This window comes from Ruegeria sp. CH6 (genome assembly GCF_056537005.1).
The window spans coordinates 20,259-44,031 of record NZ_JBQFQS010000009.1 but is presented as its reverse complement, the minus strand read 5'-3'; the positions used below and the strand labels follow the sequence as shown (position 1 = coordinate 44,031).

The window sequence follows — 23,773 nt, the reverse complement described above, 5'->3', positions numbered from 1 at the left end:
TGTTTTATGGGATCAGGCGACCGGCGCTGCTGTAGCCGGTTGCCCATAGTGGTGCATGTTCAGAAAGGCTGCACCGGTGGCCCCGGCCCGGTAGCCGTGTGGCAAATCAGCGGCAAACCGCAGACCCTGCCCAGCCTGTAGCGGAACCCAATCACCGTCGCGCAGAACGTCCAGCGTTCCGTTCAGAACAAACACTTCTTCGGTTACCCCCGTCGCATGGGCAGCCGATTCATGGCTCTGGTTTGGGGAAAGCTCGACATGAAAGGTTTCGGCCCCGAGCGCGGGATCATAGGGAAAGACGATCTTGACTTCGATACTGCCCGGGAAGGTTACCGTGCGGAAAACATCGGCATCAGCCGGATCGCGCATCGCAGCAGGCCCGATCAGGGCGCTCAGCGGCATCTGGAACCCTTTTGCGATCTTCCAAAGTGTCGCAATCGTCGGGCTCGATTCGCCGCGTTCGATCTGGCCAAGCATGGCCTTGCTGACCCCGGTCATGTCAGCGACCTTGGACAGGCTCAGCCCCGAGGCCGCCCGCACGTCCCTTAGTTTCAGCGTAATTTCATCCGGTGCCATCTTGTCGTCTCTCGAATCCTCTTGTGCGTTATAGCGCACATGTGGTACGTGCGCTATAACGTACGCACCCCGAGTATCGCAACCGGGGCAAAAGGGAAACAGCATCATGCCAATGTACCGATCCAGAACCTCAACCCATGGCCGCAACATGGCCGGTGCCCGTGGCCTGTGGCGCGCCACCGGTATGCAGGATGACGATTTCGGCAAACCGATCATCGCCATCGTCAACTCGTTCACCCAGTTTGTGCCCGGCCACGTGCACCTGAAGGATCTGGGCCAGATGGTCGCGCGCGAGGTTGAGGCCGCAGGCGGTGTTGCGAAAGAATTCAACACCATCGCGGTGGATGACGGTATCGCCATGGGCCATGACGGGATGCTGTATTCGCTGCCCTCGCGAGAGGTCATCGCGGATTCGGTTGAATACATGGTCAACGCACACTGCGCCGATGCGATGGTGTGTATCTCGAACTGTGACAAGATCACCCCCGGCATGCTGATGGCCGCCATGCGCCTGAACATCCCGGCGATCTTCGTTTCAGGCGGCCCGATGGAAGCCGGCAAGATCGACATCGCCGATTTGGACGTCAAAAAAATCGACCTCGTAGATGCGATGGTTGCGGCGGCCAACGAAAACTACACCGATGAGCAGGTCCAGCACATCGAAGAAAACGCCTGCCCGACCTGTGGTTCGTGCTCGGGCATGTTCACCGCCAACTCGATGAACTGTCTGGCCGAAGCTCTGGGTCTGGCGTTGCCGGGCAACGGCTCGACCCTGGCCACGCATGCTGACCGCAAGAACCTGTTCCTTGAAGCCGGGCGCCGGATCGTCGAAATCACCAAACGGCACTACGATCTGGATGAAAAAGGCTTCCTTCCCCGCGAAATCGCCACGTTCGACGCGTTTGAAAACGCAATGAGCCTTGATATCGCCATGGGCGGATCGACCAATACGGTTCTGCACCTGCTGGCGATCGCGCATGAGGGCGAAGTGCACTTCACCATGTCCGACATGGATCGCCTCAGCCGCAAGGTGCCATGCCTGTGTAAGGTCGCACCCAATACCGAGAACGTTCACATGGAGGACGTGCACCGCGCCGGTGGTATCTTCTCGATCCTCGGCGAGCTTAGCCGGGCCGGACTGCTGCATGAACATTGCAGCACCGTGCATTCGGCCACGATGGGTGAGGCAATTGCCAATTGGGACATCAAGATTGCCAACAACCCGGCGGCGCAGGACTTGTTCAAGGCCGCGCCGGGTGGCGTGCGCACGACACAGGCCTTCAGCCAGTCGAACCGGTACAAAGAACTGGACACCGACCGCGAAGGCGGCGTGATCCGGTCCAAGGAGCACGCGTTCAGCCAAGACGGCGGTCTGGCGGTTCTGTTCGGCAACATCGCGCGCGACGGCTGCATTGTGAAAACCGCGGGTGTGGATGCGAATATCCTGCAGTTCACCGGCTCGGCCTATGTCTGCGAAAGCCAAGATCAGGCGGTTAACGACATCCTGACGGGCAAGGTCAAAGAAGGTGACGTGGTGGTGATCCGCTATGAAGGCCCGCGTGGCGGACCGGGTATGCAGGAAATGCTATATCCGACGTCCTACCTGAAATCCAAAGGTCTGGGCAAAGCCTGTGCGCTGCTGACAGACGGTCGCTTCTCAGGCGGTACATCGGGCCTTTCGATTGGTCACGTTTCGCCCGAAGCGGCAGAAGGTGGTGAGATCGGACTGGTCAAGAACGGCGACAAGATCGAGATCGACATTCCAAACCGCACAATCCATCTGGCCGTGTCAGACGAAGAACTGGCCGCGCGACGCGAAGAGCAGGATGAAAAAGGCTGGGTGCCCGCCGAACCGCGCAAGCGCAAAGTGTCCACCGCGCTCAAAGCTTACGCCAAGCTGACGACAAGCGCTGCAAAAGGTGCTGTGCGTCAAGTGTAACGAAGCGGTTTCCAACCCACCAAAACTGCAATAGCTTGAAAGGCCTCGCTAACACAAATAGCGAGGCCTTTCTCTTTTGCATTCAATGATATCCATAGAAAGCTCGGTGAAAACCATGACATTCTGGCGCCCGCATAACGGTATCCGCGTCAAAGCCATAGGCTTGCATTGGCGGGAGGACAGGCTCCTCGCTGCCGAAGTTCCGGATGACGCCGGCCGTATCAAGGGCGTGCGTCCCTTAGGTGGATCGGTCGAATTCGGCGAAACATGGCACGACGCGCTGAAACGTGAGTTCAGGGAAGAGCTTAATGTGGCGATAGAGATCAGTGGACAACCGCTGGTGATCGAGAATCTCTACCAGCACGAAGGCCATCAGGGGCATGAGATTATCTTTGTGGCCGAGATCCAGTGCCCGGAACTTTTGAATTTGCCCGACGCGCCGATTTCATTCGCGGAAGACGATGGTCAGAGCTGGACGGCAGGCTGGTTCAGTCTGGATACCTTGGATATCGGCGGTCCAGAGCTTTACCCCACAGGCCTGAAAGATCACCTGCTCCGTTAACTCAGTCGCCAAGTTTGGCGTGAACCTCATCCAGATCAATCTCACCAATCGGCATCTTGTTGGCAGGGTTTTCGAAATCGTATTTGAACAGCTCGAAATCATGTTTGTAGATTTCGTAGACCAAGTGCATCGACAGATCGTCAAAATAGTCTTCGACCGGATGTGCGCGTTTTGGCCCGTGACCTTCGGATTCGTTAAAGCGCGGAATTTCCGACAAGGTCACGGTGTTGGGTGTTTCGACTTGGCTGAGCACGTCCTGCATCCCATCGTTGAATTTCTCGGTCCAGAAAATTCGATCGTAGCGCCCGCCATTCACAATGAAGGTCGATACGTGCCCGGACATGGCTGACCAGTGAATGTCCGGGTCCATCGGACGACGCCAGCGGATGGTATCACGTGCAAACAGCAAAAAACGGCGAAAGCTGGCGATCTGATCGAATTCACCTTTACCGTCGTCCCCGCCGACTTCGATCCCGTAGTTGTAGATCAACGTTGGAACCAGATTCCCGCGATACCGCTTACCGTTACGCTGAATGCCGCAGATCTTGTCAAAAAACGAACTCAGAATGCGGGTATAGGGATTGCGGACACAGGTGAAGGCATATGAGGTATGAGATCGCACGTTGCTGGAAATCGAATCCTGACTGGAGTCGAACGCCCATTTGTGCATCCCGTCCTTAGCGTCGTGGATATCACCGTCAAAAAACTGACCATGATCAGAGTAATACATGATCTGGCCGATGGTTGAGCAGGCGCATTTAGGCACAACACGGTAGACCATGCTCTCACTCTCGGTCATCCATGTACCGGGAAAACCCATCTGCAATGCCTCCTGAGCTGTCCGGGTCTCAAGTTGACGCGTCAGCGTTTGGCCCCAAACAAGCAAAATTATTCTGTTTATTCAATCGCTCATCCTCAGTATCACGGTTGGAAACGGGCAGAAACAGGAATTACGTTCGACTTATGGCAAAGATTGCCTACATTTTGCTGTGTCACAAAGACCCTGATGCGATCATCTCGCAGGCCGAGCAGCTGACCGCAGCTGGCGATTGCATGGCCATCCATTTCGATGCGCGCTCAAGTGATGCTGATTACGACCGCATCCGCACTGCCCTGAAGGACAATCCAAACGTGACCTTCGCGACCCGGCGCATCAAATGCGGTTGGGGGGAATGGTCACTGGTCCAAGCGACCTTGTATGCATTGCAGGCCGCGGTCGATGCTTTCCCTCGCGCGACGCATTTCTACATGCTGTCGGGCGACTGCATGGCGATCAAGACAGCCGAGTATGCTCACCGTTTTCTTGATAAAAACGACAGGGATTTCATCGAAAGTCACGATTTCTTCGAAAGCGACTGGATTAAGACCGGTATGAAAGAAGACCGGCTGATCTACAGGCACTACTTCAATGAACGCACGCAAAGCGGGCGGTTCTATGCCTCGTTCGAATTGCAAAAGCGCTTTGGCCTGACGCGGGATATTCCGCATGACATTCAGGTCATGATCGGCAGCCAATGGTGGTGTCTGCGCAGGCGCACCGTTGAAATGATCCTTGATTTCCTGCGTCAACGCCGTGATGTCATCAAGTTCTTCTCGACCACCTGGATACCGGATGAGACCTTTTTTCAAACCCTTGTCCGCCACTTGATCCCAAAGCATGAGATCGACAATCGCACACTGACATTCCTGATGTTCTCGGACTACGGAATGCCCGTGACGTTCTACAACGATCACTACGATATGCTGCTGGGACAGGATTACCTGTTCGCGCGCAAGATCAGCCCCGAGGCTCATGATCTGAAAGAAAAGCTGGGCCAGCTGTACTCAAGTGAAGGGGTCGATTTTCAGATCTCGGACGAAGGGCGTAACCTTTACAGCTTTCTTGCCGGACGTGGGCGTGTTGGCCGAAGGTTTGGGCAACGATTCTGGGAAACCGGGAACACATTGGGGGCCGAGCGTGAACTGTTTTTGATTGTCTGCAAGAAATGGCACGTGGCCAAGCGTCTGGTTGATCAGATTGCATCCGAGACGGATATTCCATGTGTCGAGTATCTGTTCAATGAGCAGGATACACCGCTGCCCGATCTGGGGGGTATCGAAACCACGTTGCTCAAGCGATCACGGCACAGGCGCGCTGTAATTCAGATGCTGTTTGATCACTTTGAAACGGATCAGTTGGTGGTGTGTGTTGATCCCTCGAACGCAGACATCGTTCAGGACTTCTGCGCGGACCAGTCCAAAACCCACGTGCTGGAGATCGAGTGCGAATATTCCGACGAGTATCTGGTTGGACATGCGCGCCGCGTCGGGCTGGCTGGAGAGAGCACACCAGCCGAAACGGTTGAGCGGCTATTGCCGACTATACGCAACGATATGGCCTACGAATCCGAACAAATCCGTAATGCCGGTACCGAACAGTACCTGCGCATTCGCGAAACAGCGGATCGTACTGAGAACGAAGCCACAATCGCTGAATTTCTGGATGTATCAGAAGAAAAAGCTCAGGCCGTCATGCGGCTTGATTACCTGTTTGTGGATTGAATTCCCATAAAACCCGGCGGCGCACATAAGCGCCGCCGGATAATTGTTCAGATGTCAAACTTGACGCCCTGGGCCAGCGGCAATTCGGCCGAATAGTTCACCGTATTGGTTTGACGGCGCATATAGGCCTTCCACGCATCCGAGCCGCTTTCACGACCGCCGCCGGTTTCCTTTTCACCGCCGAACGCACCGCCAATTTCGGCTCCTGAAGGACCGATATTGACGTTTGCGATGCCACAGTCCGAACCAGCAGCCGTCAGGAATTGCTCGGCCTCACGCATGTTCAGCGTGAATACGCACGACGATAGACCCTGAGGAACATCGTTCTGGATCTCCAGAGCATCTTCAAAGCCCTCATAACCCATGACATAAAGGATCGGCGCAAAGGTCTCGGTCTTAACCGTCGCTGTCTGACCGGGCATCTCAACAATGGCCGGCTCCATGTAGACACCTGCGGGCACGCCTTCGGTTACACGATTGCCGCCAAAGACCGTGCCGCCCTCGGATTTTGCAGACTCCAGCGCTGCGGTCATCGCCTTGCCGGATGCCTCGTCCACCAGTGGACCAATCAGTGTGCCGTCCGTCAGCGGATTACCGATAGGCAGCCCGGCATAGGCTTTCTTCAACCGCGCAACCAGTTCGTTCTTGATCGAGTTGTGTACGATCAGACGACGGAGCGTGGTGCAGCGCTGTCCGGCGGTGCCAACCGCAGAAAACACGATCGCACGAACCGCCATTTCCAGATCGGCAGACGGGCCAACGATCATGGCGTTGTTGCCACCAAGCTCCAGAATGCACTTCCCGAAACGCTGCGCCACGATCGGAGCAACCGCCCGACCCATGCGGGTTGAACCCGTGGCAGAGATGACAGGCACGTCTTCACTGGCCACCAAAGCCTCTCCAAGATCCGCACCACCGATCAGTGTTTGCAACAGGCCATCAGGTGCATCACCAAACCGCGCAAGTGCGCGTCCAAAGATTTTCTGACAGGCCATCGCGGTCAGAGGGGTCTTTTCGGATGGCTTCCAGATCACTGGATCGCCACACACCAAGGCCAGCGCTGCGTTCCATGACCATACTGCGACCGGGAAATTGAAGGCTGAGATCACGCCAACAGGACCGGCTGGATGCCAGGTTTCCATCATCCGATGCCCGGGGCGTTCGGATGCGATGGTCAGACCATAGAGCTGGCGCGACAGTCCAACGGCAAAGTCGCAGATGTCGATCATCTCCTGCACTTCACCCAGACCTTCAGAGGTGATCTTGCCCGCCTCCCAGCTGACCAATGCACCCAGATCATCCTTGGCTGCACGCAGTTCTTCGCCCAGCAGTCGGATCAACTCACCCCGTCGCGGAGCTGGCACAACACGCCATTCCCGGAACGCTGTTTTTGCCCGGGCAAAGATCGCGTTCATTTCAGAGGCCGGTGTTTCATGGACCTCAGCCAGAACTCTGCCGTCAATCGGAGATGTTACGGTAAGCGTGCCTCCGGTCAGGTCCGCCGAAGTCAGATCCAGATTTGCGAGTGTGGTTTCTGCTGTCATGACAACGTCTTTCATGTCTCAAGCCGCCTTGTGTTGTTCGGTTACGTCGCCAGCGCGATACAGCCGGCCGAATTCTGTGTTCAGGAAATCCTGCAGATTTACTTGCTCTTGTCGGATGAAGCCTTTGGAAGGCAGTGCCCCGGTTCGCATCAGATCGACGACGCCAAGCACACCTGCAGCCGTGGTGATCTGAATTGCGCTCCAGACTTGTCCATCGATGACACGCGCAAAAGACTTGTTTATCAGGGATTTCTCCCGCAACTGACCATCGATCATGCCCTTGGCCGTGCAATAGACAAGAACCACATCCTGATCGGTGCGTGGCAGAGCCGCCTCAAATATTTCCTTCAGCAAATCACGACGGCACTCCAGACCAAGGTCTGACAGCAAAAGCTTGAGGATATCGCGATGACCCGGGTAGCGGATGGAACGATAGGACACCGCTCGCGCCTTGCCTTCCAGCGTCTCAGGCAGGGTACCAAGGCCGCCGGACGTGTTGAAGCACTCATACTCGACGCCGTCATGACCAAGGATTTCATAGTCCTCAAGGGGTGCGGTCTTGACCAGCTTACCGTTCACGATGGCATCGCAGGGATTGCAGTATTCATTGATCAGGCCGTCAGTTGACCATGTCAGATTGTACTTCAGCGCATTGGTCGGATAGAGCGGCAACGCACCGACCCGCATATGAAGACTGTCGATTTCATCAAACTCTGATGCAAGCGCGGTACCGGCGATACCTACAAACCCCGGGGCCAGACCGCATTGCGGCATGAATGCGGTTTCGCTGTCCTTTGCCAGTTCACGCACTGCATTGGTTGCCGCAACATCTTCGGTCAGATCAAAGTAATGTGCGCCTGCTGCCTTGGCAGCCTTGGCAATCGCGGGTGTCAGAAAGAAGGGCGCTGCAGAGATAACCGCATCAAACTCCACAAGACCTTTGGCCAGTGCCTGTTCATCACCCGCATCTATTTGCCTTGTGGCAATACCAAGCTTGTTCAATGCCGAGAGTGCGTTCAGATCGTGATCCGCAACCGTCACTGAATAATGTGGTGAGCCTTTCAGCAAGGTAGCGATCATCTGACCGATCTTCCCTGCCCCGACAATGCAAACATTCCAGCCCAAGATTTGCCTCCTCCATTCATTGATTAATAAGAATTATGGAGCGGAGGTTGTCCGGCACACAGCATGCGTGTTGACGAAATAGCGGGTAATTTCGTCATTATGTCGGAAATTCCTGCGTTTTGTCGACGCCGGTAAGTCGCCGAAATGTTTAGCTAAACCAGCAAAGAAAAGCCTGATCTCGTGCACACAAAGAATAACGGCGCGCCTTTTGGGCACGCCGTCAAAACTTTGGATCAGATGGATTGTCGTTGTCTTAGTAAACAACCACCGACCGGATGCTCTCGCCTTTGTGCATCAGGTCAAACCCTTTGTTGGTGTCATCCAGACCCATGGTGTGGGTGATCATCGGATCGATCTCGATCTTACCTTCCATGTACCAGTCAACGATCTTCGGCACATCGGTCCGGCCACGCGCGCCACCAAAGGCGGTGCCGCGCCACGAACGGCCGGTGACCAGCTGGAACGGACGGGTCGAAATCTCGGCACCTGCGGGCGCGACGCCGATGATGATCGATTCACCCCAGCCCTTATGCGCCGATTCCAATGCCGCGCGCATCACGCCGACATTGCCGGTGGCGTCAAAGGTGTAGTCACCGCCGCCTTTGGTCAGATCAACCAGATAGGGTACCAGATCGCCTTCGACTTCGTTCGGGTTCACGAAATCGGTCATGCCGAACTTGGTCGCCATCTCAACTTTCGACGGGTTCAGGTCAACGCCGACGATCTGATCGGCCCCGGCCAGACGCAGGCCCTGAATCACGTTCAGACCGATACCGCCCAGACCGAAGACGATGGCACGGCTGCCGATTTCTACCTTGGCGGTGTTGATTACCGCGCCAATACCGGTGGTTACGCCGCAACCGATGTAGCAGATCTTGTCGAAAGGCGCGTCTTCACGCACTTTGGCCAGCGCAATCTCGGGCAGAACCGTGTGGTTCGAGAAGGTCGAGCAGCCCATGTAGTGCAGGATCGGGTCACCATCCAACGTCGAGAAGCGCGATGTGCCATCGGGCATCAGACCCTGGCCCTGAGTCGAACGGATTGCCTGACACAGGTTGGTTTTGGGATGCAGACAATACTCACATTCCCGGCATTCCGGGGTGTAAAGCGGGATAACGTGATCGCCCGGCTTCAGGCTGGTCACACCCGGGCCGACTTCGACCACCACGCCAGCACCTTCGTGGCCCAGAATGGCAGGGAACAGGCCTTCGGGATCAGCACCCGACAGGGTAAATTCATCAGTGTGGCAGATGCCGGTGGCCTTGATTTCGACCAGAACCTCGCCCGCTTTGGGCCCTTCAAGGTTCACGTCCATCACTTCCAAAGGTTTGCCCGCCTGAAGGGCAACCGCTGCACGGGTACGCATGTTGCTATTCTCCCTGTCAAATTTGACCCGACCCTGCGTCAAATACAGGGTGTTTTCAACTGCGCTTTCGTGACAGGTTAGCTAAATAATTGATATTACAGAAACGACATTGCCAGAAAAAGGAGCGCCAATGCACCGTTTTATCCCGATCCTGTTCGTTCTGGCCGCCTGTGCGGAAACAACTGTGACTGAGGAAAGCGCTTCTACATCCGAGGCTGCAGCCGTTGATCTGGCATTCTGCAAGGGTGAGCCCTTTGCCGATTCTGTGGGCCAGCCGGTATCAACGATTCAGGCCAGTTTGCCCGAAAGATCACGTGTATTGGGGCCTGATGACATCGCAACGCAGGATTATCGCATTGATCGGCTGAACGTTTATGTAAACGGCGCAGGGGTAATTCAGCGGCTGACCTGTGGGTAGACTTGGCTAAGTTTCCCGACTTTCACCCGCAACACTGGTCTATTTTCCACGGTAAACCAGAAAGTCCGGCACATAGTCCAAAAACCTGATGGCCCAGGAAAACGGAGCAGGGAAATCGGTACGAAAACGACGCCGGGACATGGCGCGCAGAACCCGATTGGCCGCGTCTTCGGGCGTCATCAGCATCGGCATCTTGAAGTTGTTCTTTTCGGTCAGCCGCGTCTTGATAAAGCCGGGATTGACGATCCGAACCGTAACGCCGGTGCCTGCCAAATCGTGCCGCATCGTTTCTGCCAGAGAAATCAGCGCAGCCTTGCTGGAACCATATCCGATCGCGGCCGGTAACCCGTGATACCCCGCAAGCGATCCGATCAGCGTAATATCTCCGCGTGTAGCGCGGACAAAACCGGGCACGGTCTCGCCCAACACCCTGAGTGCCCCGGTGAAGTTGACGTCGCTCATTGCCAGCGCGGCTTCGGTATCCCAGTCCGCCGCCTTCATAGGCTCATAAGCTCCGGCGTTATAGACCAGACCATCGATTTCCCCGGCCTCAGAAACCGCATCCCGAACTGCATTCAGGTCGGTTACATCAACTGGCACGGCACGCGCTTGGGGCAGGGTTTCGCAAATCTCAGACAGACGATCGGCATTGCGCGCCGACAGTATCAGGCGTGCACCCTGACGGCTCAGCGCCTTGGCCAGAGCAAGACCCAATCCTTCGCTCGCGCCGATGATCCAATAGGTTTTACCTTCGAACTTACTCATGATCGGGTCTTTCTATTCGCACGAAAACGCGTGGCCTTTGAGGGAGGTGGACGCCATTCCGGTCATTTTAGAGAGAATACGAACCCGCGATACCGTCGGATCACACCAAATCGGCCGCTCATAGCCCAGAGACATGACTTAGCGCGTCTAAAATATTTTTCTAACATGAATGATCCGCAAACGATCACCCAGCGTATCCCCTTGTAAAATGTCACACAAAGAGGATGACATGTTCGACGAAACTCGGGGCGTACGCAAAAAGATCGCGATTGTTGGTGCAGGCATTTCAGGTCTATCCGCAGCCTATTATCTATCCAAATCTCATGATGTAACACTGTACGAGGCTGAGCCCCGACTGGGCGGTCACGCCCGCACGGTGCTTGCCGGACGAAACGGAGACCAGCCTGTCGACACCGGATTCATCGTGTTCAACTACGCGACCTACCCTTATCTGACCCGTCTGTTCGAAGAACTGAATGTCCCGGTCACCAAAAGCGAAATGAGCTTTGGTGCCACGATCGATAACGGTCGCATCGAGTACGGGCTGAACAATCTCCGTACCCTGACGGCCCAAAAACGTAATCTTGCCCGGCCGGCCTACTATAAAATGATCGCCGACATCCTGCGTTTCAGCAAAGAGGCCCCCGCTGCCGCGCAGGATGATGACACCACAATCGGTGAGCTTGTTGATCAACTGCGGTTGGGCCACTGGTTCAGGCACAACTACCTGATGCCCATGTGCGGAGCGATCTGGTCTACGCCTGTCGAATTCGTTGACCGCTTCCCCGCACGCTCATTGGTTCAGTTTTTCCGCAACCACGCGTTGCTCGCCAGTGGCCGTGCCAAACAGCACCAATGGTGGACCGTTAAAGGCGGCAGTGTCGAATATGTTCGCCGAATTGAAACCGCCTTGCGCACCCGTGGCTGCGATATCCGCGTGGCCACCCCGGTTGAGGGCATCCAAAGGGATTCTCTGGGTGTGAGTGTGCACAACCATGGGCAGGCAGATCTGTTTGATGAGATCATCCTGGCTACACATTCCGATCAGTCGCTGTCCATACTTGGAGACAACGCGACCCGGGATGAAGCAGACGCACTGGGTGCCATTCGCTATCAACCCAACAAGGCAGTTCTGCACTGTGATCCAAGCCAGATGCCGCGCCGACGTGCTTGCTGGTCCAGTTGGACCTATCGCTCGCAGGCAGGAAATGTGGGTGTCACCTATTGGATGAACCGCCTTCAGGACATCCCCGACAGCGATCCGCTGTTTGTGACCCTGAACGCTTCGTCAGAAATCCATGAAGACAAGATTTATGACGAGGTCGAATTCGCCCACCCTGTATTCGACAAAGCTGCCCTTAGGGCACAAGGCAAAATCCGCGAAATGCAGGGACAAAACAGGACCTGGTTTGCCGGGGCGTATAACCGGCACGGTTTTCACGAAGACGGGATCGCCAGCGCCATGCATGTTGTTGAGCGCATCGAAGGTATCCCGCAGACCATCGGAGCTGAAAATGGCATTCTTGAAAGAGACCCGGCCATACCCGTTGCGGCTGATCTTTGATAACATTCGCGCAGCGCTTCTGGTGATTGCACTGCTGGTCCCGTCGGGTCTGGCAGCTTCGGTCGTATCAAAGGAACTGAACAATGCGCAGCTGCTTGGCAGCGGCACGTTCCGATTTCTCGGGCTGCCCCTTTATGATGCAAAACTATACACACCCGGCGGTGCGCCCTTCAGTTGGAATGAAGACTTCGGGCTGGAATTGACCTACCGGAAAAACCTAACCCAGAAGGCACTGGTTAATTCCACACTGGAAGAGATTGCGCGCCAGGGTAACAACGCACCCACGCGCGCTCAGTTGGAACAATGTTTTCAAGCGGTCAGTAAAGGCGATACCTATCTGGCGATCTCGCAAGGACCCAATGCCATTGGGTTCTGGCGGAACGGGCGCAAGACCTGCACATTGTCGTATTCGGGTGCCAAACGTGGATTTATGTCGATCTTTCTGGGCTCAAACACCCGATCTGCATCGTTTACCAGCCAACTCAAGGGGCAGTGATGCTGTATCCCAGGGTCAGCTTGTATGCTCTGATGCTCGCCGCTGCTGGCATCCCGCTTTACATCCACCTCCCACGATTTGCAGCGGTAAACTTGGGTATCGGCCTGGGTGTTATCGGAACAGTCCTTTTGATTATCCGGCTGGTTGATCTGGTACAGGATCCTTTGATCGGCTGGGCAATTGACCGATGGCCGGATGCACAAATTCTGTTTGCTGCAGCTGCCGCGATCGGGTTAGCCGTCGGCTTTCCACTGCTTTTCATGCTCTCTGACGGCGCCGCTCTCGGCACGCTGATTGCCATTCTCGTTCTACTCTTTTCGGCCTACAGCCTTGGCACAATCCTGCTTTATGGACGCAGCGCCACTCTGGCGAAACGTCCAGATCCCGAAGAGCTGATGACACTCGCCGCCTACCGCGAAGGTGGGCAGTTGACCGGAGTTATTCTTGCAGCCAGTGCGCCTGCCCTGTTCGTGACTTTGGGCGCCAGTGCACAGGGTTACCCTGCGTTTGGTCTGTTCTTGGGCGTGCTGTCAGTCATCACAATCGTGCTGACATTTCCAATCTGGCGGCGTCCACCGATCACCGGAGAGGGGCTGTCTTTCGCGGGCCTTGGCAAATCTGGCGGGCTCAGGCTCCTTGCCCTTGCGCTGGTCAACAGCTTACCGGTTGCGATCACCTCAACCTTGTTTCTGTTTTTTGTAGAAGATCGGCTGCAACTGCCGGGCAAGGCTGGTCCTTTGCTGATTCTTTTCTTTCTGAGCGCAGGAGCAAGTGTTCCTCTGTGGGCCCGCCTGAGCAACCGGATTGGCCCTAAACAGACACTGATTATTGCAATGCCGCTGTCGATCGCTGGGTTCATTGGCGCAGCGACTCTGTCGGCAGGCAACCTGTCCGGTTTCGCCGTCATCTGCATCGCATCCGGTGCGGCACTTGGGGCCGATATGGTCGTTTTGCCCGCCATGTTCTCGGTCGTACTGACCCGCGCGGGACTAAACGCATCAGCCGCATTCGGCATCTGGTCATTCGCAGGCAAACTAGGCCTCGCATTGGCCGCCTTTTTCACACTGCCACTGCTTGAACGCAGCGGTTTTTTCCCGGGGCAACCTAACTCGGCTCAGGCATTGGAAACGCTCAACTTTGCCTATGCTGTCCTTCCCTGCATTCTCAAACTCGGCGCGTTCGGGATGGTTTTGACGCTGCCGTCAGAGGTATCAGCCAAATGAAACTCATCGCAGTCATCCTGTTTGCCACCCTCGCCCTGATCGTAGCAAAGGGCAGATTTTTGAGTTTTCGTGCTCAGGCACCTGCCGACTACGAAAACACAGGCCCCCAGTTTTCACTTAAAAAGCATCTAAACGGAGAAATCCTGTCAGAGGGTCTGATCTATGGTCCCAATGGCAAGATGTCGAACAGCTTCGTCGCGCGTATGGTTGGCGAATGGGAGGGTAATACCGGGACATTGTCCGAGTATTTCACCTATTCCAACGGTAAACAGATGACCCGAAAATGGTACCTGACGCTGGGCACCGGTAATACGTTCACCGCAACGGCCGATGACATCGTGGGCGAGGGCAAGGGTGTGATTTCCGGCGCAACCGTCAAGCTGACCTATCGGATCGTCCTGCCCAAAGACGCCGGTGGGCATACGCTGGATGTGACCGACTGGATGTACCTGACCGAGAACGGTGCGATCATGAATCGCTCTGAGATGCGGAAATTCGGCATCAAGGTGGCCGAGTTGGTTGCCACGATGCGCCCGTCGCCCGAGATAAAATCGACCCATCTGCATGGCGCTAATGGTCATGATACAGACTCTGAACTGAGGCCGTTGCAATGATCGCCCGCCGCACCCTTGTAGCAATCGTCGCCCTTGCAGGGTTGGCAATACTCGCCGCCTGTTCAGCCAAACCACGCGTTCCAAAGACATTTCTATCGGACCGTCAGCTGAACCTTGAGGAGTTCTTTGAGGGTAAAACTGTGGCCTATGGCCAGTTCCAGGACGTTCTGGGCAATGTCCCGCGCCGGTTCACGGTCGACATCGACGGTACCTGGGATGGTGAGACGCTGACTCTGGTAGAGGATTTCATCTATGATGACGGCGCAACCGAGCAGCGGGTCTGGACACTGAAAAAAACTGGCGAGGACACGTGGACCGGGACCGCGCCGGGTGTTCTTGGAACCGCCAGCGGGGTCGAACGGGGTGATACCTTTAACTGGAAGTACAAGATAGATTTGCCTGTAAAAGATGGCACGATGCGCGTGAACTTTGACGATTGGATGTGGCTATTGGAAGACGACAGACTGCTCAACCGCGCCTACGTCTCACGCTTCGGTATTCGTCTTGGTGAGGTGATTTTGTTTTTCGAGAAGAAATAGAACCTCGTGTTGGTAGCGGTATGTTGGCCAGATATTGGGCGCTGCCAAAGCTGGAAACGTTTCGCATTCTGAGGGTACCCTCACAAGCTGCTGAAAGAACGAAAGATGGAAGTGGGAGCAACGGCAGCCCTGAGCATTTACCACCAATTCAAGCTAACCGCAGAGAACGGTGGCAAGAAGCCCAGAAAGACCGATGCTGAACCCTGTACGAGCGTCAGCTTTGGTTCTGGCTCTGGTCTTGTTGCGATGAGGTTTCTTCGAGACGCGTCTTGAGACGGCCGACAATGTTTTGCGCTGTCGCAATATCATCTGGCGACAGGCCTTCCGAGAGTTCATTCACCCAAGGGATTTGCCTCGCAATCGCGGCTTCGTACAACTCCAGCCCCTTTCGAGTCATAACGACCAAGTGCGCCCGCTTGTGGTGTGGGTTTGGCTGAAACTTGACGACACCTTCTTTATTCAACTCGTTGACGATCCGTTGAACGCCTTGCCGGTGAACACCCATCGTCCGTGCATGCCATGCGACGGATTCCGGCTGTTCAGCATAGGCAATGGCGCCAAGGACCTGCCACCGAGCACTTGTCAGACCGAGTTCTGATACGAGGCGGTCACCGGCAAGCTGCAATCGACCGTTCAACCGAAACACATCCAGTATCAGCGCTGTCACGGCTTCTCCTTCTTCGGTCCTTCGGTCATCCGACATGTCGATTCCTCATTTATTTGACAACATATTGTCATTTTGCTTGATGCTTCCTAAATATGACAACATGGCACCAAACTGAAATGACTTTCAAGGAGTACCGAAATGGTGAGTTTCAAACCCCTCGACCCTGAGTTTCCCATTGAACAACAATTGAGCATCGACGCTGGACCCGTCGTTCTCGTCAACCTCTTCAAAGTCGATCCCGTTGACCAAGACGCCTTGGTTGAAGCCTGGAAAAGCGATGCTCAATGGATGAAAAAGCAACCGGGTTACATCAGCACGCAGCTGCATAAAGCTATTGGTGATGGCAGCATGTACCTGAACTACGCGGTCTGGGATTCCGTTGCGGACTTCCGCGCCGCGTTTTCAAACCCCGAGTTTCAGCAGCAGCTCAGCAACTATCCTTCAAGCGCTGTGACAGCACCCCACCTGTTCGAGAAGGTTGCGGTGCCAAATTGCTGCACGGCATGACGAAACCCTTTGAAAAAGCCAATTTGAGGGAACCGCAATGAAAACAAAGATTCACGCCATCGCGGGCGGCATCGGCTTTGTGATGATCCTCCTCTTCTGGACATCAACGGTCACCAGCGAACTCTTTGCGAGCCATGAAACAATCGCAGCTGTCAAAGCGTTGATCCTAAAGGGCATGTTCATTCTCATTCCGGCAATGGCCATTGCTGGCGGATCGGGTATGGCAATAGGCCGGAAACGCAAAGATGCGCTGACAAGAGCAAAGAAGACTCGTATGCCGATCATTGCGCTGAATGGATTGCTGGTCCTCGTACCCGCCGCTTGGTTTCTGGCTGGAAAAGCTGCCGCTGGCGAATTCGACAGCACATTCTATACGGTTCAGGCGATTGAACTAATCGCTGGCGCAGCCAACCTCACGATGATGGGACTGAACATTCGGGATGGTTTACGAATGACAGGCAAAATTCGGAGGCCTCGCTGAAGATGCAGTACCAACCAAAGCATGGCCAAATTGACGACATCCGAGCAAACGCAGCGAATTGGCGCTATGTCCGCAACTTCTCTACGTCTCATGATCTAGGATTCTTCAAAACCAGGCCGATCATCGTCGTTTTGTCTGATGAAGAGGTCATTAGCACAGGCTCGCCGCAAGGCTCGAAATTAAAAACTGTATTTGTCGCATCTGACCTGCGCCGCAAAAGGATTGGAAGTAACTTGGTGGGAAAGCTTGAAAAGGTTGCTTTCGAACGAGGTTTGCGAGAATTCACAGTATCGTCTTCCTCATCGCGATAAAACTCCACTCATCACTAGGCTACATTGAGCAAGGCCGTAAGTTCTTTGGGGATGAAGAGACAGCAGTAATGGTCAAGACAACTATCTCGCCATAAGTCGTAAGCCAGCATTGTCCTGTACCGCCGAACAATGTGCGATTAGGAAAGCAAGGGCATAGATCTGCCCTTGCTGGATCGCCTGCTCAAAACGGGAACCGATGGTGCGAAGGAGGTGGGTGTTCAACCTCGGGCGGGAGGCCCACGTCTTTCCTCAGATATTCCGGCAGATCGGCTCTCCTGAGCAGAACGGGCTGATCTCCGCTGGGCCGCCGGGTGAAAACGGCCACTAACTGTAGCAATAGGCTGCGCGACCGGCTGAGGGGGATGTAAAGTGATAAACTTGGCATTGTACTCTCCATAAATTGATGGAAAGCCGCCACGTGAGGAAAACATAAAAAAGGCCGCTCACGAGGCGGCCTTCAGATTGGAAACCTGTCAGACCGCTTTAACGGGCTACTGCGCCTGGCGCGCAAAGCATTGAGGTCTGACGATTCAGCATATCTATTCTCTCCTAAATCAGGGTTTCCAGTGCCACTAACTATCAGAGTGATATCTCTGACTCAACAACCTAAACGGTTTTTGGTCGATTTTTACTCGACTACGGTCTCTCGCGCACTCGCGGACCTTGCCTGCAGTGCCGCCCTCGTTGCCTCGATCTCAGCTCATCATGCGTGTGCAAGCTAGCCCTGAATACAATTGAACCGATGCTACAATGGACACAAATGCCCGCTTACGGCCGTAAGTTGTGAACCGACCCGTTTCTTGCGCATCCACTTCAAGTTTCTCAAGACCCGCAAGATGCGGGTCGCACGTTGCTCACGACATTCCCTAGTTGATTGGCATGCAACTAAGGAAAGGCATAGCCATGGAACTGAGAAACAAAACCATAATCGTTACGGGGGCAAGCAGTGGAATAGGTGCTGCTGCCGCACTTCTGTTTGCCTCAGAAGGAGCAAATGTTGTGTTGGGTGCACGCCGTGAACTCCGCTTGAACACAATTGCAGAGCAGATCGCACAGAGCAATGGGCGTGCCATTTGTCTAGCGGGTGACGTGATTGACGAAGCCTACTCCAAAGAGCTTGTCGATCTTGCCGAACGTCAATTTGGCGGCCTTGATGGCGCATTTAACAACGCGGGCTTGATGGGTGAGATGGGGCCGGTTCCGGAGATGGCATCAGACAACTGGCAATCAGTTCTTGCGACAAACCTGACCAGCGCTTTTTTTGCAGCAAAAGCTCAGCTGCCGGCGATAGAGCAGCGTGGCGGTGGGTCCATCGTATTCACCGGAACTTTTGTTGGCTTCAGCAACGGGGGAATGCCTGGCATGGGGGCCTATGCCGCATCCAAAGCCGGGTTAATTGGGCTCACACAGTCTTTGGCATCTGATCACGCAGCGAACGGTGTTCGTGTTAACACTATTTTGCCGGGTGGTACAAAAACCGACATGGCCGGAGATGACCCCGCCACACATGACTTTATTGCTGATCTGCACCCTGTGAAACGCATGGCAGAGCCAGAGGAGATTGCGCAGGCTGCGTTGTTCTTGTTGTCAGACAGGTCAAAATTTGTGACCGGTTCACCACTAGCCGTGGATGGCGGCATGGCGACCCGATTGCTTTGAATAGTCGCAACAAAGTTTGCAGCGCATGGTCGTTAGGCGAGCTAACACATACGAAACCTGCCTCACCGAGAAGCTATTAATTAGGATGTTGAATTTGCAGACGCCAAGTGGACACGGAGCGACCGAACTTCAACGCCACTACTGGCGTCTACGCAAATACTTGTTTTTATTTAAAAAGTGGTGAGCCGTGCAGGATTCGAACCTGCGACCCACTGATTAAAAGTCAGTTGCTCTACCAACTGAGCTAACGGCCCACTCTTTTGTTGGATCTTGTCGATCCGTGGCGCTCTCTAAGGCATTTTACCGATCAGGTTCAAGCCCTTATTTTGCGCCTCGTTTCGCCGGTGTTTAACTTGTTTCCGGCGTCCCGATAGGCGGCCTAATTAGGCAGGTGGCGCAGGGGGGTCAACCCCTTTTTTCAGGAATCTGCGTGACAGGGTGGATTCATTTTGTGACCATCGCTATATGCCCGCCATGCAACACTCACACGATACCGGTTTGTCCTTTATGAAGATGCACGGGCTGGGCAATGACTTTGTCATTGTCGATGCGCGCGCTCATTCTGCGGCCATTACTCCGGCTCTGGCCAAAGGAATCGGACATCGACAGTTTGGTGTTGGTTTCGATCAGCTAGCCGTCATCGAAAGCGGCGAATCAGACGCGCATCTGGTGTTCTATAATGCGGACGGCTCTACATCGGCGGCCTGCGGGAACGCCACCCGCTGTATTGCACGGTTTCTGATGGAGGAAACCGGGAAATCCGAACTTACGCTGACGACTGAACGCGGGACACTCTTCGCCCGCGATGCGGGAAACGGTCTGACATCCGTTAACATGGGGCAGCCTCAGCTAAACTGGCAGGAAATTCCGTTGTCCGAGGAGATGGATACATTGGAGCTGCCGATCGAAGGCGCACCGACCGCGACCGGTATGGGCAATCCGCATTGCACGTTTTTCGTTGAGAATGCCGAGGCAATACCGCTTGAGGAATTTGGCGCGCGATATGAGTACCACCCACTTTATCCCGAACGCACCAATGTACAGGTCGCCCAGATCATCGGGACCGACCATATCCGGATGCGCGTCTGGGAACGGGGTGTCGGAATCACGCTCGCCTCAGGCTCTTCTTCCTGCGCGACTGCGGTTGCGGCGGCTCGGCGTGGCCTGACAGGGCGTAAGGTACAGATAGAACTGGACGGTGGCACCATCTGGATTGACTGGCGCGACGACGGTGTCTGGATGACCGGGCCAACTCGCCATGTCTTCTCTGGCACTTTGACGCCAGAGTTTCTGGAGTCGCTGGGATGAGCGCACCAAAATTCACAACACTGGGCTGTCGGCTCAACGCCTATGAAACCGAGGCGATGAAAGAGCTGTCGCAGCAAGCCGGGTTGCAGGATGCGGTGATCATAAACACCTGTGCCGTGACCGCCGAAGCCGTGCGCAAAGCCCGGCAGGAGATTCGCAAGCTGCGGCGTGAAAACCCAGATGCGCGCCTGATCGTGACGGGCTGCGCTGCGCAGACCGAGCCTGAGACATTTGTACAGATGGATGAGGTCGATGCGGTCATCGGCAACACCGAGAAAATGCAGCCCGAAACCTGGAAAGGTATGGCCGCTGATTTCATAGGTGAGACCGAAGCGGTGCAGGTCGATGACATCATGTCGGTGACTGAAACAGCTGGCCATCTGATTGACGGTTTTGGGACCCGATCCCGCGCTTATGTACAGGTCCAGAATGGCTGTGACCATCGCTGTACCTTTTGCATCATTCCCTATGGCCGCGGCAACTCACGCAGCGTCCCAGCGGGCGTTGTAGTGGATCAGATCAAGCGATTGGTGGACAAAGGCTATAACGAGGTTGTTCTGACCGGCGTCGACCTGACTTCATGGGGGGCAGATCTGCCCGCGCAACCCAAGCTGGGCGATCTGGTCATGCGCATCCTGAAGCTGGTGCCCGACCTCCCGCGCCTGCGGATCAGCTCGATCGATTCGATTGAGGTTGATGAGAACCTGATGCAGGCAATCGCAACTGAACCGCGACTGATGCCGCATCTGCATCTGTCCCTGCAGCATGGCGATGACCTGATCCTGAAACGGATGAAACGCCGTCACCTGCGTGATGATGCAATCCGCTTTACGGAAGAGGCGCGTAGGTTGCGCCCTGAAATGACCTTTGGCGCAGACATTATCGCCGGTTTCCCGACCGAGACAGATACCCATTTCGAAAACTCATTAAAATTGGTGACGGAATGCGATTTGACCTGGTTGCATGTCTTCCCATATTCCAAACGTGAAGGCACACCAGCCGCACGCATTCCGCAACAAGTGAACGGAAACACGATCAAGGAACGCGCAGCCAGGCTTCGTCAGGCCGGCGAGAATCAGGTTGTCCGCCACCTTGAGGCTCAGATTGGCAAGACCCATCAGGTCCTCATGGAAAACGCGCATATGGGCCGCACAGAACAGTTTACCGAGGTGACGTTCGACCAAGCGCAAATCGAAGGTACGATTGTGAGCGGTGTGATTACCGGCAAATCTGCTTCGCAATTGCGGGCATAGCTCCGCAGCCGCATCAGCAGAATCGGCCTCTGAACGCTTGATGGATCAGGCTGTGGTCCCATTCGCATTCGCCATCCGGATAACCATCGTGCGAATTTGGGTATCACCAAAGAAAACCCCCGCGACCATCCGGTGCGGGGGTTTTGAATTTACGATCAGTTAAGACCTTAGTCCTTACGGATCTTACCTTTGTGAGGTGCCCAAAGGCGCTTGTTCACAAGATAAAGCAATACCGACATAATCGTCAGGAAGATTACGCCAACGAAGCCTGCATTCTTGCGGTCCATCATCTTGGGCTCAGCCGCCCACATCAGGAACGCAGAAACATCTTCGGACATCGCTTCAACACTGGCCGGGTGACCATCGGCGAACTCGACCTGATCTTCAGCCAGAGGCGGAGCCATCGAGATCCAGCCACCGGGGAATGCGGTGTTTTCGTACAGGATCGTACCCGCTTCTTCCTTTTCCTTACCGGTATAGCCATCCAGCAAAGAGGCGATGTATTCCGCGCCACCCATGCCTTTGACCAGCTGGTTGATACCCAGACCATAAGGACCATGGAAACCGGCACGCGCCTTTGCCATCAGGCTCAGGTCAGGTGCGCCAACGGCGTCGTTGGCCGGGAAGTGGTCGGTCGGGATGGCCGGGCGGAAATCGTCCAGCTCGGGATCGAACACTTCGAAGTTGTCAGCCGAATAAGTGATGACCTGCTCTTCGGTGTACCCAAGATCCTCAAGGGTACGAAGAGGCACGTATCTCAGGCCGTGGCAGGCCGCGCAGACTTCGGTGTAAACCTGAAGGCCGCGCTGAAGCTGATGTTCATCATAGGTGCCGAACGGACCTTCGAATGAAAAGTCAAAGTCCTCGATGTGCTGCTCACCGCCACCTGCCGCAAAGGTCGAGGCGGGTGCAAGGGCCAGAGCAAACGCGGCACCGATTGCAAGTTTCTTGAACATGATTCCGGTCCCTCTTCTTACTCGGCCGGCGTGGCGTCGGCGTTAGCCTTGCCATAATGCGCGTTGAAGTCTTCTTCGATGGTTTCCGGCGGTACATCGGGTTTTTCGATGACACCCAGGATCGGAAGGATCACGAAGAAATAGGCGAACCAGTAGGCAGACGCGATCAGCGAGAAGGTCGCATAAGGCTCTTCTGCGGGCATCGCACCCAGCCACATCAGGGCAAAGAAGTCGACGATCAGCAGGTAGAACCACCATTTGAACATCGGACGATACTTGCCCGAACGCACGGTCGAAGTGTCCAGCCAGGGCGCCAGAGCCATGGCCAGGATCGCACCGAACATCGCAATCACACCAAAGAACTTGGCGTCGATGATGCCGCCGGTGATGAAGCTGGCGAACTGAACGACCCAGACCTCACCGGTGAAGGCCCGCAGGATCGCGTAGAACGGCAGGAAATACCATTCAGGGACGATGTGTGCAGGTGTGACCAGCGGGTTGGCTTCGATGTAGTTGTCCGGGTGACCCAGATAGTTCGGCATGTAGCCAACAATGGCCCAGAACACGACCAGAATGACGGCCAGTGCGAACAGATCCTTGATCACGAAGTAGGGCCAGAACGGCAGGGTGTCTTTCTCGGCCTCGGCCTTTGAACCGCGACGCACTTCAACACCTGTGGGGTTGTTGTTGCCTGTGGTGTGGAAAGCCCAGATGTGCACGATAACCAGCGCCGCAATGATGAACGGCAGCAGGTAGTGCAGCGAGAAGAAGCGGTTCAGCGTAGCGTTGTCCACTGCGGGTCCGCCCAGCAGCCAGGTCTGGATTGCGTCGCCAACAAATGGGATCGCGCCAAACAGGCCGGTGATCACGGTTGCACCCCAGAAGGACATCTGACCCCAAGGCAGAACGTAGCCCATGAACGCAGTACCCATCATCATCAGGTAGATGAGCATACCGATGATCCACGTGATCTCACGCGGGGCTTTGTACGAGCCGTAGAACAGGCCGCGGAACATGTGAATGTAGACTGCAACAAAGAACAGCGACGCGCCGTTCATGTGCAGATAGCGAATCATGTAGCCGCCATTCACGTTACGCATGATGTGCTCGACGCTGGCGAAGGCCAGGTCGACATGCGGGGTGTAGTGCATCACCAGAACAATGCCGGTAACGATTTGCAACGCCAGGCAGAATGCCAGAACGATGCCCCAGATCCACCACCAGTTCAGGTTCTTGGGGGTTGGGATCATGAGGGTGTCATAAAGCAGGCCGACGATCGGCAGACGGCTGTTCAGCCACTTCTCGCCTTTGGTCTTTGGCTCATAGTGGTCGTGGGGAATTCCTGACATTCTGGGTCTC

At 55.2% G+C, this 23,773-nt stretch carries 24 protein-coding genes and 1 tRNA gene; 15 read left to right on the top strand and 10 right to left on the bottom strand.

What is annotated here, in order from left to right; all coding sequences use genetic code 11:
• Positions 1-12: 12 nt before the first annotated feature.
• Positions 13-576, bottom strand: a complete 564-nt coding sequence (locus tag ACR0CW_RS16580) for a helix-turn-helix domain-containing protein (protein ID WP_155146794.1) — start codon at positions 574-576, stop codon at positions 13-15.
• Between the two features lie 106 nt (positions 577-682).
• On the opposite strand from ACR0CW_RS16580, the gene ilvD reads away from it, so the two are divergent.
• The gene (gene ilvD / locus ACR0CW_RS16575; protein WP_170565237.1) at positions 683-2,515 is read left to right on the top strand and encodes a dihydroxy-acid dehydratase; all 1,833 of its coding nucleotides are present in this window, start codon (positions 683-685) and stop codon (positions 2,513-2,515) included.
• 115 nt (positions 2,516-2,630) lie between these two features.
• Positions 2,631-3,077, top strand: a complete 447-nt coding sequence (locus tag ACR0CW_RS16570) for an NUDIX hydrolase (RefSeq protein WP_480788640.1) — start codon at positions 2,631-2,633, stop codon at positions 3,075-3,077.
• Position 3,078: 1 nt separating this feature from the next.
• Here ACR0CW_RS16570 and ACR0CW_RS16565 read toward each other — a convergent pair whose 3' ends face one another.
• Positions 3,079-3,897 (bottom strand): sulfotransferase family protein, encoded by an 819-nt coding sequence (locus ACR0CW_RS16565; protein WP_480788639.1) that lies wholly within the window; start codon positions 3,895-3,897, stop codon positions 3,079-3,081.
• Positions 3,898-4,040: 143 nt separating this feature from the next.
• Here ACR0CW_RS16565 and ACR0CW_RS16560 point away from each other — a divergent pair, with 143 nt between their 5' ends.
• Positions 4,041-5,618, top strand: coding sequence for a DUF5928 domain-containing protein (locus tag ACR0CW_RS16560; protein WP_480788638.1), 1,578 nt, complete (start codon positions 4,041-4,043; stop codon positions 5,616-5,618).
• Positions 5,619-5,665: 47 nt separating this feature from the next.
• Here ACR0CW_RS16560 and amaB read toward each other — a convergent pair whose 3' ends face one another.
• From amaB to ACR0CW_RS16545, 3 genes are all read right to left on the bottom strand, one after another.
• Complete coding sequence (amaB, locus tag ACR0CW_RS16555; RefSeq protein ID WP_480788725.1) at positions 5,666-7,162, bottom strand: L-piperidine-6-carboxylate dehydrogenase; 1,497 nt, start codon at positions 7,160-7,162, stop codon at positions 5,666-5,668.
• Positions 7,163-7,180: 18 nt separating this feature from the next.
• Positions 7,181-8,287, bottom strand: coding sequence for a saccharopine dehydrogenase family protein (locus ACR0CW_RS16550; protein ID WP_480788637.1), 1,107 nt, complete (start codon positions 8,285-8,287; stop codon positions 7,181-7,183).
• Between the two features lie 253 nt (positions 8,288-8,540).
• Positions 8,541-9,653, bottom strand: a complete 1,113-nt coding sequence (locus tag ACR0CW_RS16545; protein WP_480788636.1) for an S-(hydroxymethyl)glutathione dehydrogenase/class III alcohol dehydrogenase — start codon at positions 9,651-9,653, stop codon at positions 8,541-8,543.
• 130 nt (positions 9,654-9,783) lie between these two features.
• Between ACR0CW_RS16545 and ACR0CW_RS16540 the strand changes: the two genes are divergently transcribed.
• The gene (locus ACR0CW_RS16540) at positions 9,784-10,071 is read left to right on the top strand and encodes an I78 family peptidase inhibitor (protein WP_155146808.1); all 288 of its coding nucleotides are present in this window, start codon (positions 9,784-9,786) and stop codon (positions 10,069-10,071) included.
• Positions 10,072-10,110: 39 nt separating this feature from the next.
• Here the strand turns inward: ACR0CW_RS16540 and ACR0CW_RS16535 are convergent, their stop codons facing one another.
• Positions 10,111-10,836 carry an SDR family NAD(P)-dependent oxidoreductase gene (locus ACR0CW_RS16535; RefSeq protein WP_480788635.1) on the bottom strand — a complete coding sequence of 242 codons (726 nt, stop codon included), beginning with the start codon at positions 10,834-10,836 and terminating at the stop codon, positions 10,111-10,113.
• Between the two features lie 229 nt (positions 10,837-11,065).
• Here ACR0CW_RS16535 and ACR0CW_RS16530 point away from each other — a divergent pair, with 229 nt between their 5' ends.
• From ACR0CW_RS16530 to ACR0CW_RS16510, 5 genes are read left to right on the top strand one after another with little or no spacing between them, the layout of a single operon-like run.
• Positions 11,066-12,400, top strand: a complete 1,335-nt coding sequence (locus tag ACR0CW_RS16530; RefSeq protein ID WP_480788634.1) for an NAD(P)/FAD-dependent oxidoreductase — start codon at positions 11,066-11,068, stop codon at positions 12,398-12,400.
• Entirely contained in the window at positions 12,351-12,896 is a 546-nt protein-coding gene (locus tag ACR0CW_RS16525) for a hypothetical protein (RefSeq protein WP_480788633.1), read from the top strand. Before ACR0CW_RS16530 ends, ACR0CW_RS16525 begins: the two co-directional genes overlap by 50 nt.
• Positions 12,896-14,119: an MFS transporter gene (locus ACR0CW_RS16520; protein ID WP_480788632.1), complete on the top strand. Its 1,224-nt coding sequence runs from the start codon at positions 12,896-12,898 to the stop codon at positions 14,117-14,119. Before ACR0CW_RS16525 ends, ACR0CW_RS16520 begins: the two co-directional genes overlap by 1 nt.
• The gene (locus ACR0CW_RS16515) at positions 14,116-14,733 is read left to right on the top strand and encodes a DUF3833 domain-containing protein (RefSeq protein WP_480788631.1); all 618 of its coding nucleotides are present in this window, start codon (positions 14,116-14,118) and stop codon (positions 14,731-14,733) included. Before ACR0CW_RS16520 ends, ACR0CW_RS16515 begins: the two co-directional genes overlap by 4 nt.
• Positions 14,730-15,272: a DUF3833 domain-containing protein gene (locus ACR0CW_RS16510; protein WP_480788630.1), complete on the top strand. Its 543-nt coding sequence runs from the start codon at positions 14,730-14,732 to the stop codon at positions 15,270-15,272. The genes ACR0CW_RS16515 and ACR0CW_RS16510 overlap by 4 nt, the downstream gene beginning before the upstream one ends.
• Positions 15,273-15,486: 214 nt before the next feature.
• On the opposite strand, the gene ACR0CW_RS16505 is transcribed toward ACR0CW_RS16510, so the two are convergent.
• A complete protein-coding gene (locus ACR0CW_RS16505; RefSeq protein WP_480788629.1) occupies positions 15,487-15,975 on the bottom strand; it encodes a MarR family winged helix-turn-helix transcriptional regulator in 489 nt (162 codons plus the stop codon).
• Between the two features lie 102 nt (positions 15,976-16,077).
• On the opposite strand from ACR0CW_RS16505, the gene ACR0CW_RS16500 reads away from it, so the two are divergent.
• From ACR0CW_RS16500 to ACR0CW_RS16485, 4 genes are all read left to right on the top strand, one after another.
• Positions 16,078-16,446 (top strand): antibiotic biosynthesis monooxygenase family protein, encoded by a 369-nt coding sequence (locus ACR0CW_RS16500; RefSeq protein WP_480788628.1) that lies wholly within the window; start codon positions 16,078-16,080, stop codon positions 16,444-16,446.
• Between the two features lie 37 nt (positions 16,447-16,483).
• Entirely contained in the window at positions 16,484-16,927 is a 444-nt protein-coding gene (locus ACR0CW_RS16495) for a hypothetical protein (RefSeq protein WP_480788627.1), read from the top strand.
• 2 nt (positions 16,928-16,929) lie between these two features.
• Entirely contained in the window at positions 16,930-17,238 is a 309-nt protein-coding gene (locus tag ACR0CW_RS16490) for a GNAT family N-acetyltransferase (protein WP_480788626.1), read from the top strand.
• Positions 17,239-18,141: 903 nt separating this feature from the next.
• On the top strand, positions 18,142-18,897 hold the full coding sequence (locus ACR0CW_RS16485; protein WP_480788625.1) for an SDR family oxidoreductase: 756 nt from the start codon (positions 18,142-18,144) through the stop codon (positions 18,895-18,897).
• Positions 18,898-19,075: 178 nt separating this feature from the next.
• Here the strand turns inward: ACR0CW_RS16485 and ACR0CW_RS16480 are convergent.
• A tRNA-Lys gene (locus tag ACR0CW_RS16480) sits at positions 19,076-19,151 on the bottom strand.
• 211 nt (positions 19,152-19,362) lie between these two features.
• On the opposite strand from ACR0CW_RS16480, the gene dapF reads away from it, so the two are divergent.
• Both dapF and mtaB read left to right on the top strand, forming a co-directional pair.
• A complete protein-coding gene (gene dapF / locus ACR0CW_RS16475) occupies positions 19,363-20,205 on the top strand; it encodes a diaminopimelate epimerase (RefSeq protein ID WP_480788624.1) in 843 nt (280 codons plus the stop codon).
• Positions 20,202-21,458 carry a tRNA (N(6)-L-threonylcarbamoyladenosine(37)-C(2))-methylthiotransferase MtaB gene (gene mtaB, locus ACR0CW_RS16470; RefSeq protein ID WP_480788623.1) on the top strand — a complete coding sequence of 419 codons (1,257 nt, stop codon included), beginning with the start codon at positions 20,202-20,204 and terminating at the stop codon, positions 21,456-21,458. Before dapF ends, mtaB begins: the two co-directional genes overlap by 4 nt.
• 167 nt (positions 21,459-21,625) lie before the next feature.
• Here the strand turns inward: mtaB and ACR0CW_RS16465 are convergent, their stop codons facing one another.
• Both ACR0CW_RS16465 and petB read right to left on the bottom strand, forming a co-directional pair.
• Positions 21,626-22,414 carry a cytochrome c1 gene (locus tag ACR0CW_RS16465; protein WP_155146833.1) on the bottom strand — a complete coding sequence of 263 codons (789 nt, stop codon included), beginning with the start codon at positions 22,412-22,414 and terminating at the stop codon, positions 21,626-21,628.
• Between the two features lie 17 nt (positions 22,415-22,431).
• Positions 22,432-23,763 carry a cytochrome b gene (petB, locus tag ACR0CW_RS16460; RefSeq protein WP_480743484.1) on the bottom strand — a complete coding sequence of 444 codons (1,332 nt, stop codon included), beginning with the start codon at positions 23,761-23,763 and terminating at the stop codon, positions 22,432-22,434.
• Between the last annotated feature and the right edge of the window lie 10 nt (positions 23,764-23,773).

Coding starts and splice junctions, on each gene's coding strand:
- ACR0CW_RS16565 (WP_480788639.1), bottom strand. CDS start 3,897: ATGGGTTTTCCCGGTACATGGATGACCGAGAGTGAGAGCATGGTCTAC.
- ACR0CW_RS16530 (WP_480788634.1), top strand. CDS start 11,066: ATGTTCGACGAAACTCGGGGCGTACGCAAAAAGATCGCGATTGTTGGT.
- ACR0CW_RS16560 (WP_480788638.1), top strand. CDS start 4,041: ATGGCAAAGATTGCCTACATTTTGCTGTGTCACAAAGACCCTGATGCG.
- ACR0CW_RS16495 (WP_480788627.1), top strand. CDS start 16,484: ATGAAAACAAAGATTCACGCCATCGCGGGCGGCATCGGCTTTGTGATG.
- ACR0CW_RS16515 (WP_480788631.1), top strand. CDS start 14,116: ATGAAACTCATCGCAGTCATCCTGTTTGCCACCCTCGCCCTGATCGTA.
- ACR0CW_RS16485 (WP_480788625.1), top strand. CDS start 18,142: ATGGAACTGAGAAACAAAACCATAATCGTTACGGGGGCAAGCAGTGGA.
- ACR0CW_RS16490 (WP_480788626.1), top strand. CDS start 16,930: ATGCAGTACCAACCAAAGCATGGCCAAATTGACGACATCCGAGCAAAC.
- amaB (WP_480788725.1), bottom strand. CDS start 7,162: ATGACAGCAGAAACCACACTCGCAAATCTGGATCTGACTTCGGCGGAC.
- ACR0CW_RS16540 (WP_155146808.1), top strand. CDS start 9,784: ATGCACCGTTTTATCCCGATCCTGTTCGTTCTGGCCGCCTGTGCGGAA.
- ACR0CW_RS16510 (WP_480788630.1), top strand. CDS start 14,730: ATGATCGCCCGCCGCACCCTTGTAGCAATCGTCGCCCTTGCAGGGTTG.
- ACR0CW_RS16545 (WP_480788636.1), bottom strand. CDS start 9,653: ATGCGTACCCGTGCAGCGGTTGCCCTTCAGGCGGGCAAACCTTTGGAA.
- ACR0CW_RS16520 (WP_480788632.1), top strand. CDS start 12,896: ATGCTGTATCCCAGGGTCAGCTTGTATGCTCTGATGCTCGCCGCTGCT.
- ACR0CW_RS16505 (WP_480788629.1), bottom strand. CDS start 15,975: ATGTCGGATGACCGAAGGACCGAAGAAGGAGAAGCCGTGACAGCGCTG.
- dapF (WP_480788624.1), top strand. CDS start 19,363: ATGCCCGCCATGCAACACTCACACGATACCGGTTTGTCCTTTATGAAG.
- petB (WP_480743484.1), bottom strand. CDS start 23,763: ATGTCAGGAATTCCCCACGACCACTATGAGCCAAAGACCAAAGGCGAG.
- ACR0CW_RS16580 (WP_155146794.1), bottom strand. CDS start 576: ATGGCACCGGATGAAATTACGCTGAAACTAAGGGACGTGCGGGCGGCC.
- mtaB (WP_480788623.1), top strand. CDS start 20,202: ATGAGCGCACCAAAATTCACAACACTGGGCTGTCGGCTCAACGCCTAT.
- ilvD (WP_170565237.1), top strand. CDS start 683: ATGCCAATGTACCGATCCAGAACCTCAACCCATGGCCGCAACATGGCC.
- ACR0CW_RS16525 (WP_480788633.1), top strand. CDS start 12,351: ATGGCATTCTTGAAAGAGACCCGGCCATACCCGTTGCGGCTGATCTTT.
- ACR0CW_RS16570 (WP_480788640.1), top strand. CDS start 2,631: ATGACATTCTGGCGCCCGCATAACGGTATCCGCGTCAAAGCCATAGGC.
- ACR0CW_RS16535 (WP_480788635.1), bottom strand. CDS start 10,836: ATGAGTAAGTTCGAAGGTAAAACCTATTGGATCATCGGCGCGAGCGAA.
- ACR0CW_RS16500 (WP_480788628.1), top strand. CDS start 16,078: ATGGTGAGTTTCAAACCCCTCGACCCTGAGTTTCCCATTGAACAACAA.
- ACR0CW_RS16465 (WP_155146833.1), bottom strand. CDS start 22,414: ATGTTCAAGAAACTTGCAATCGGTGCCGCGTTTGCTCTGGCCCTTGCA.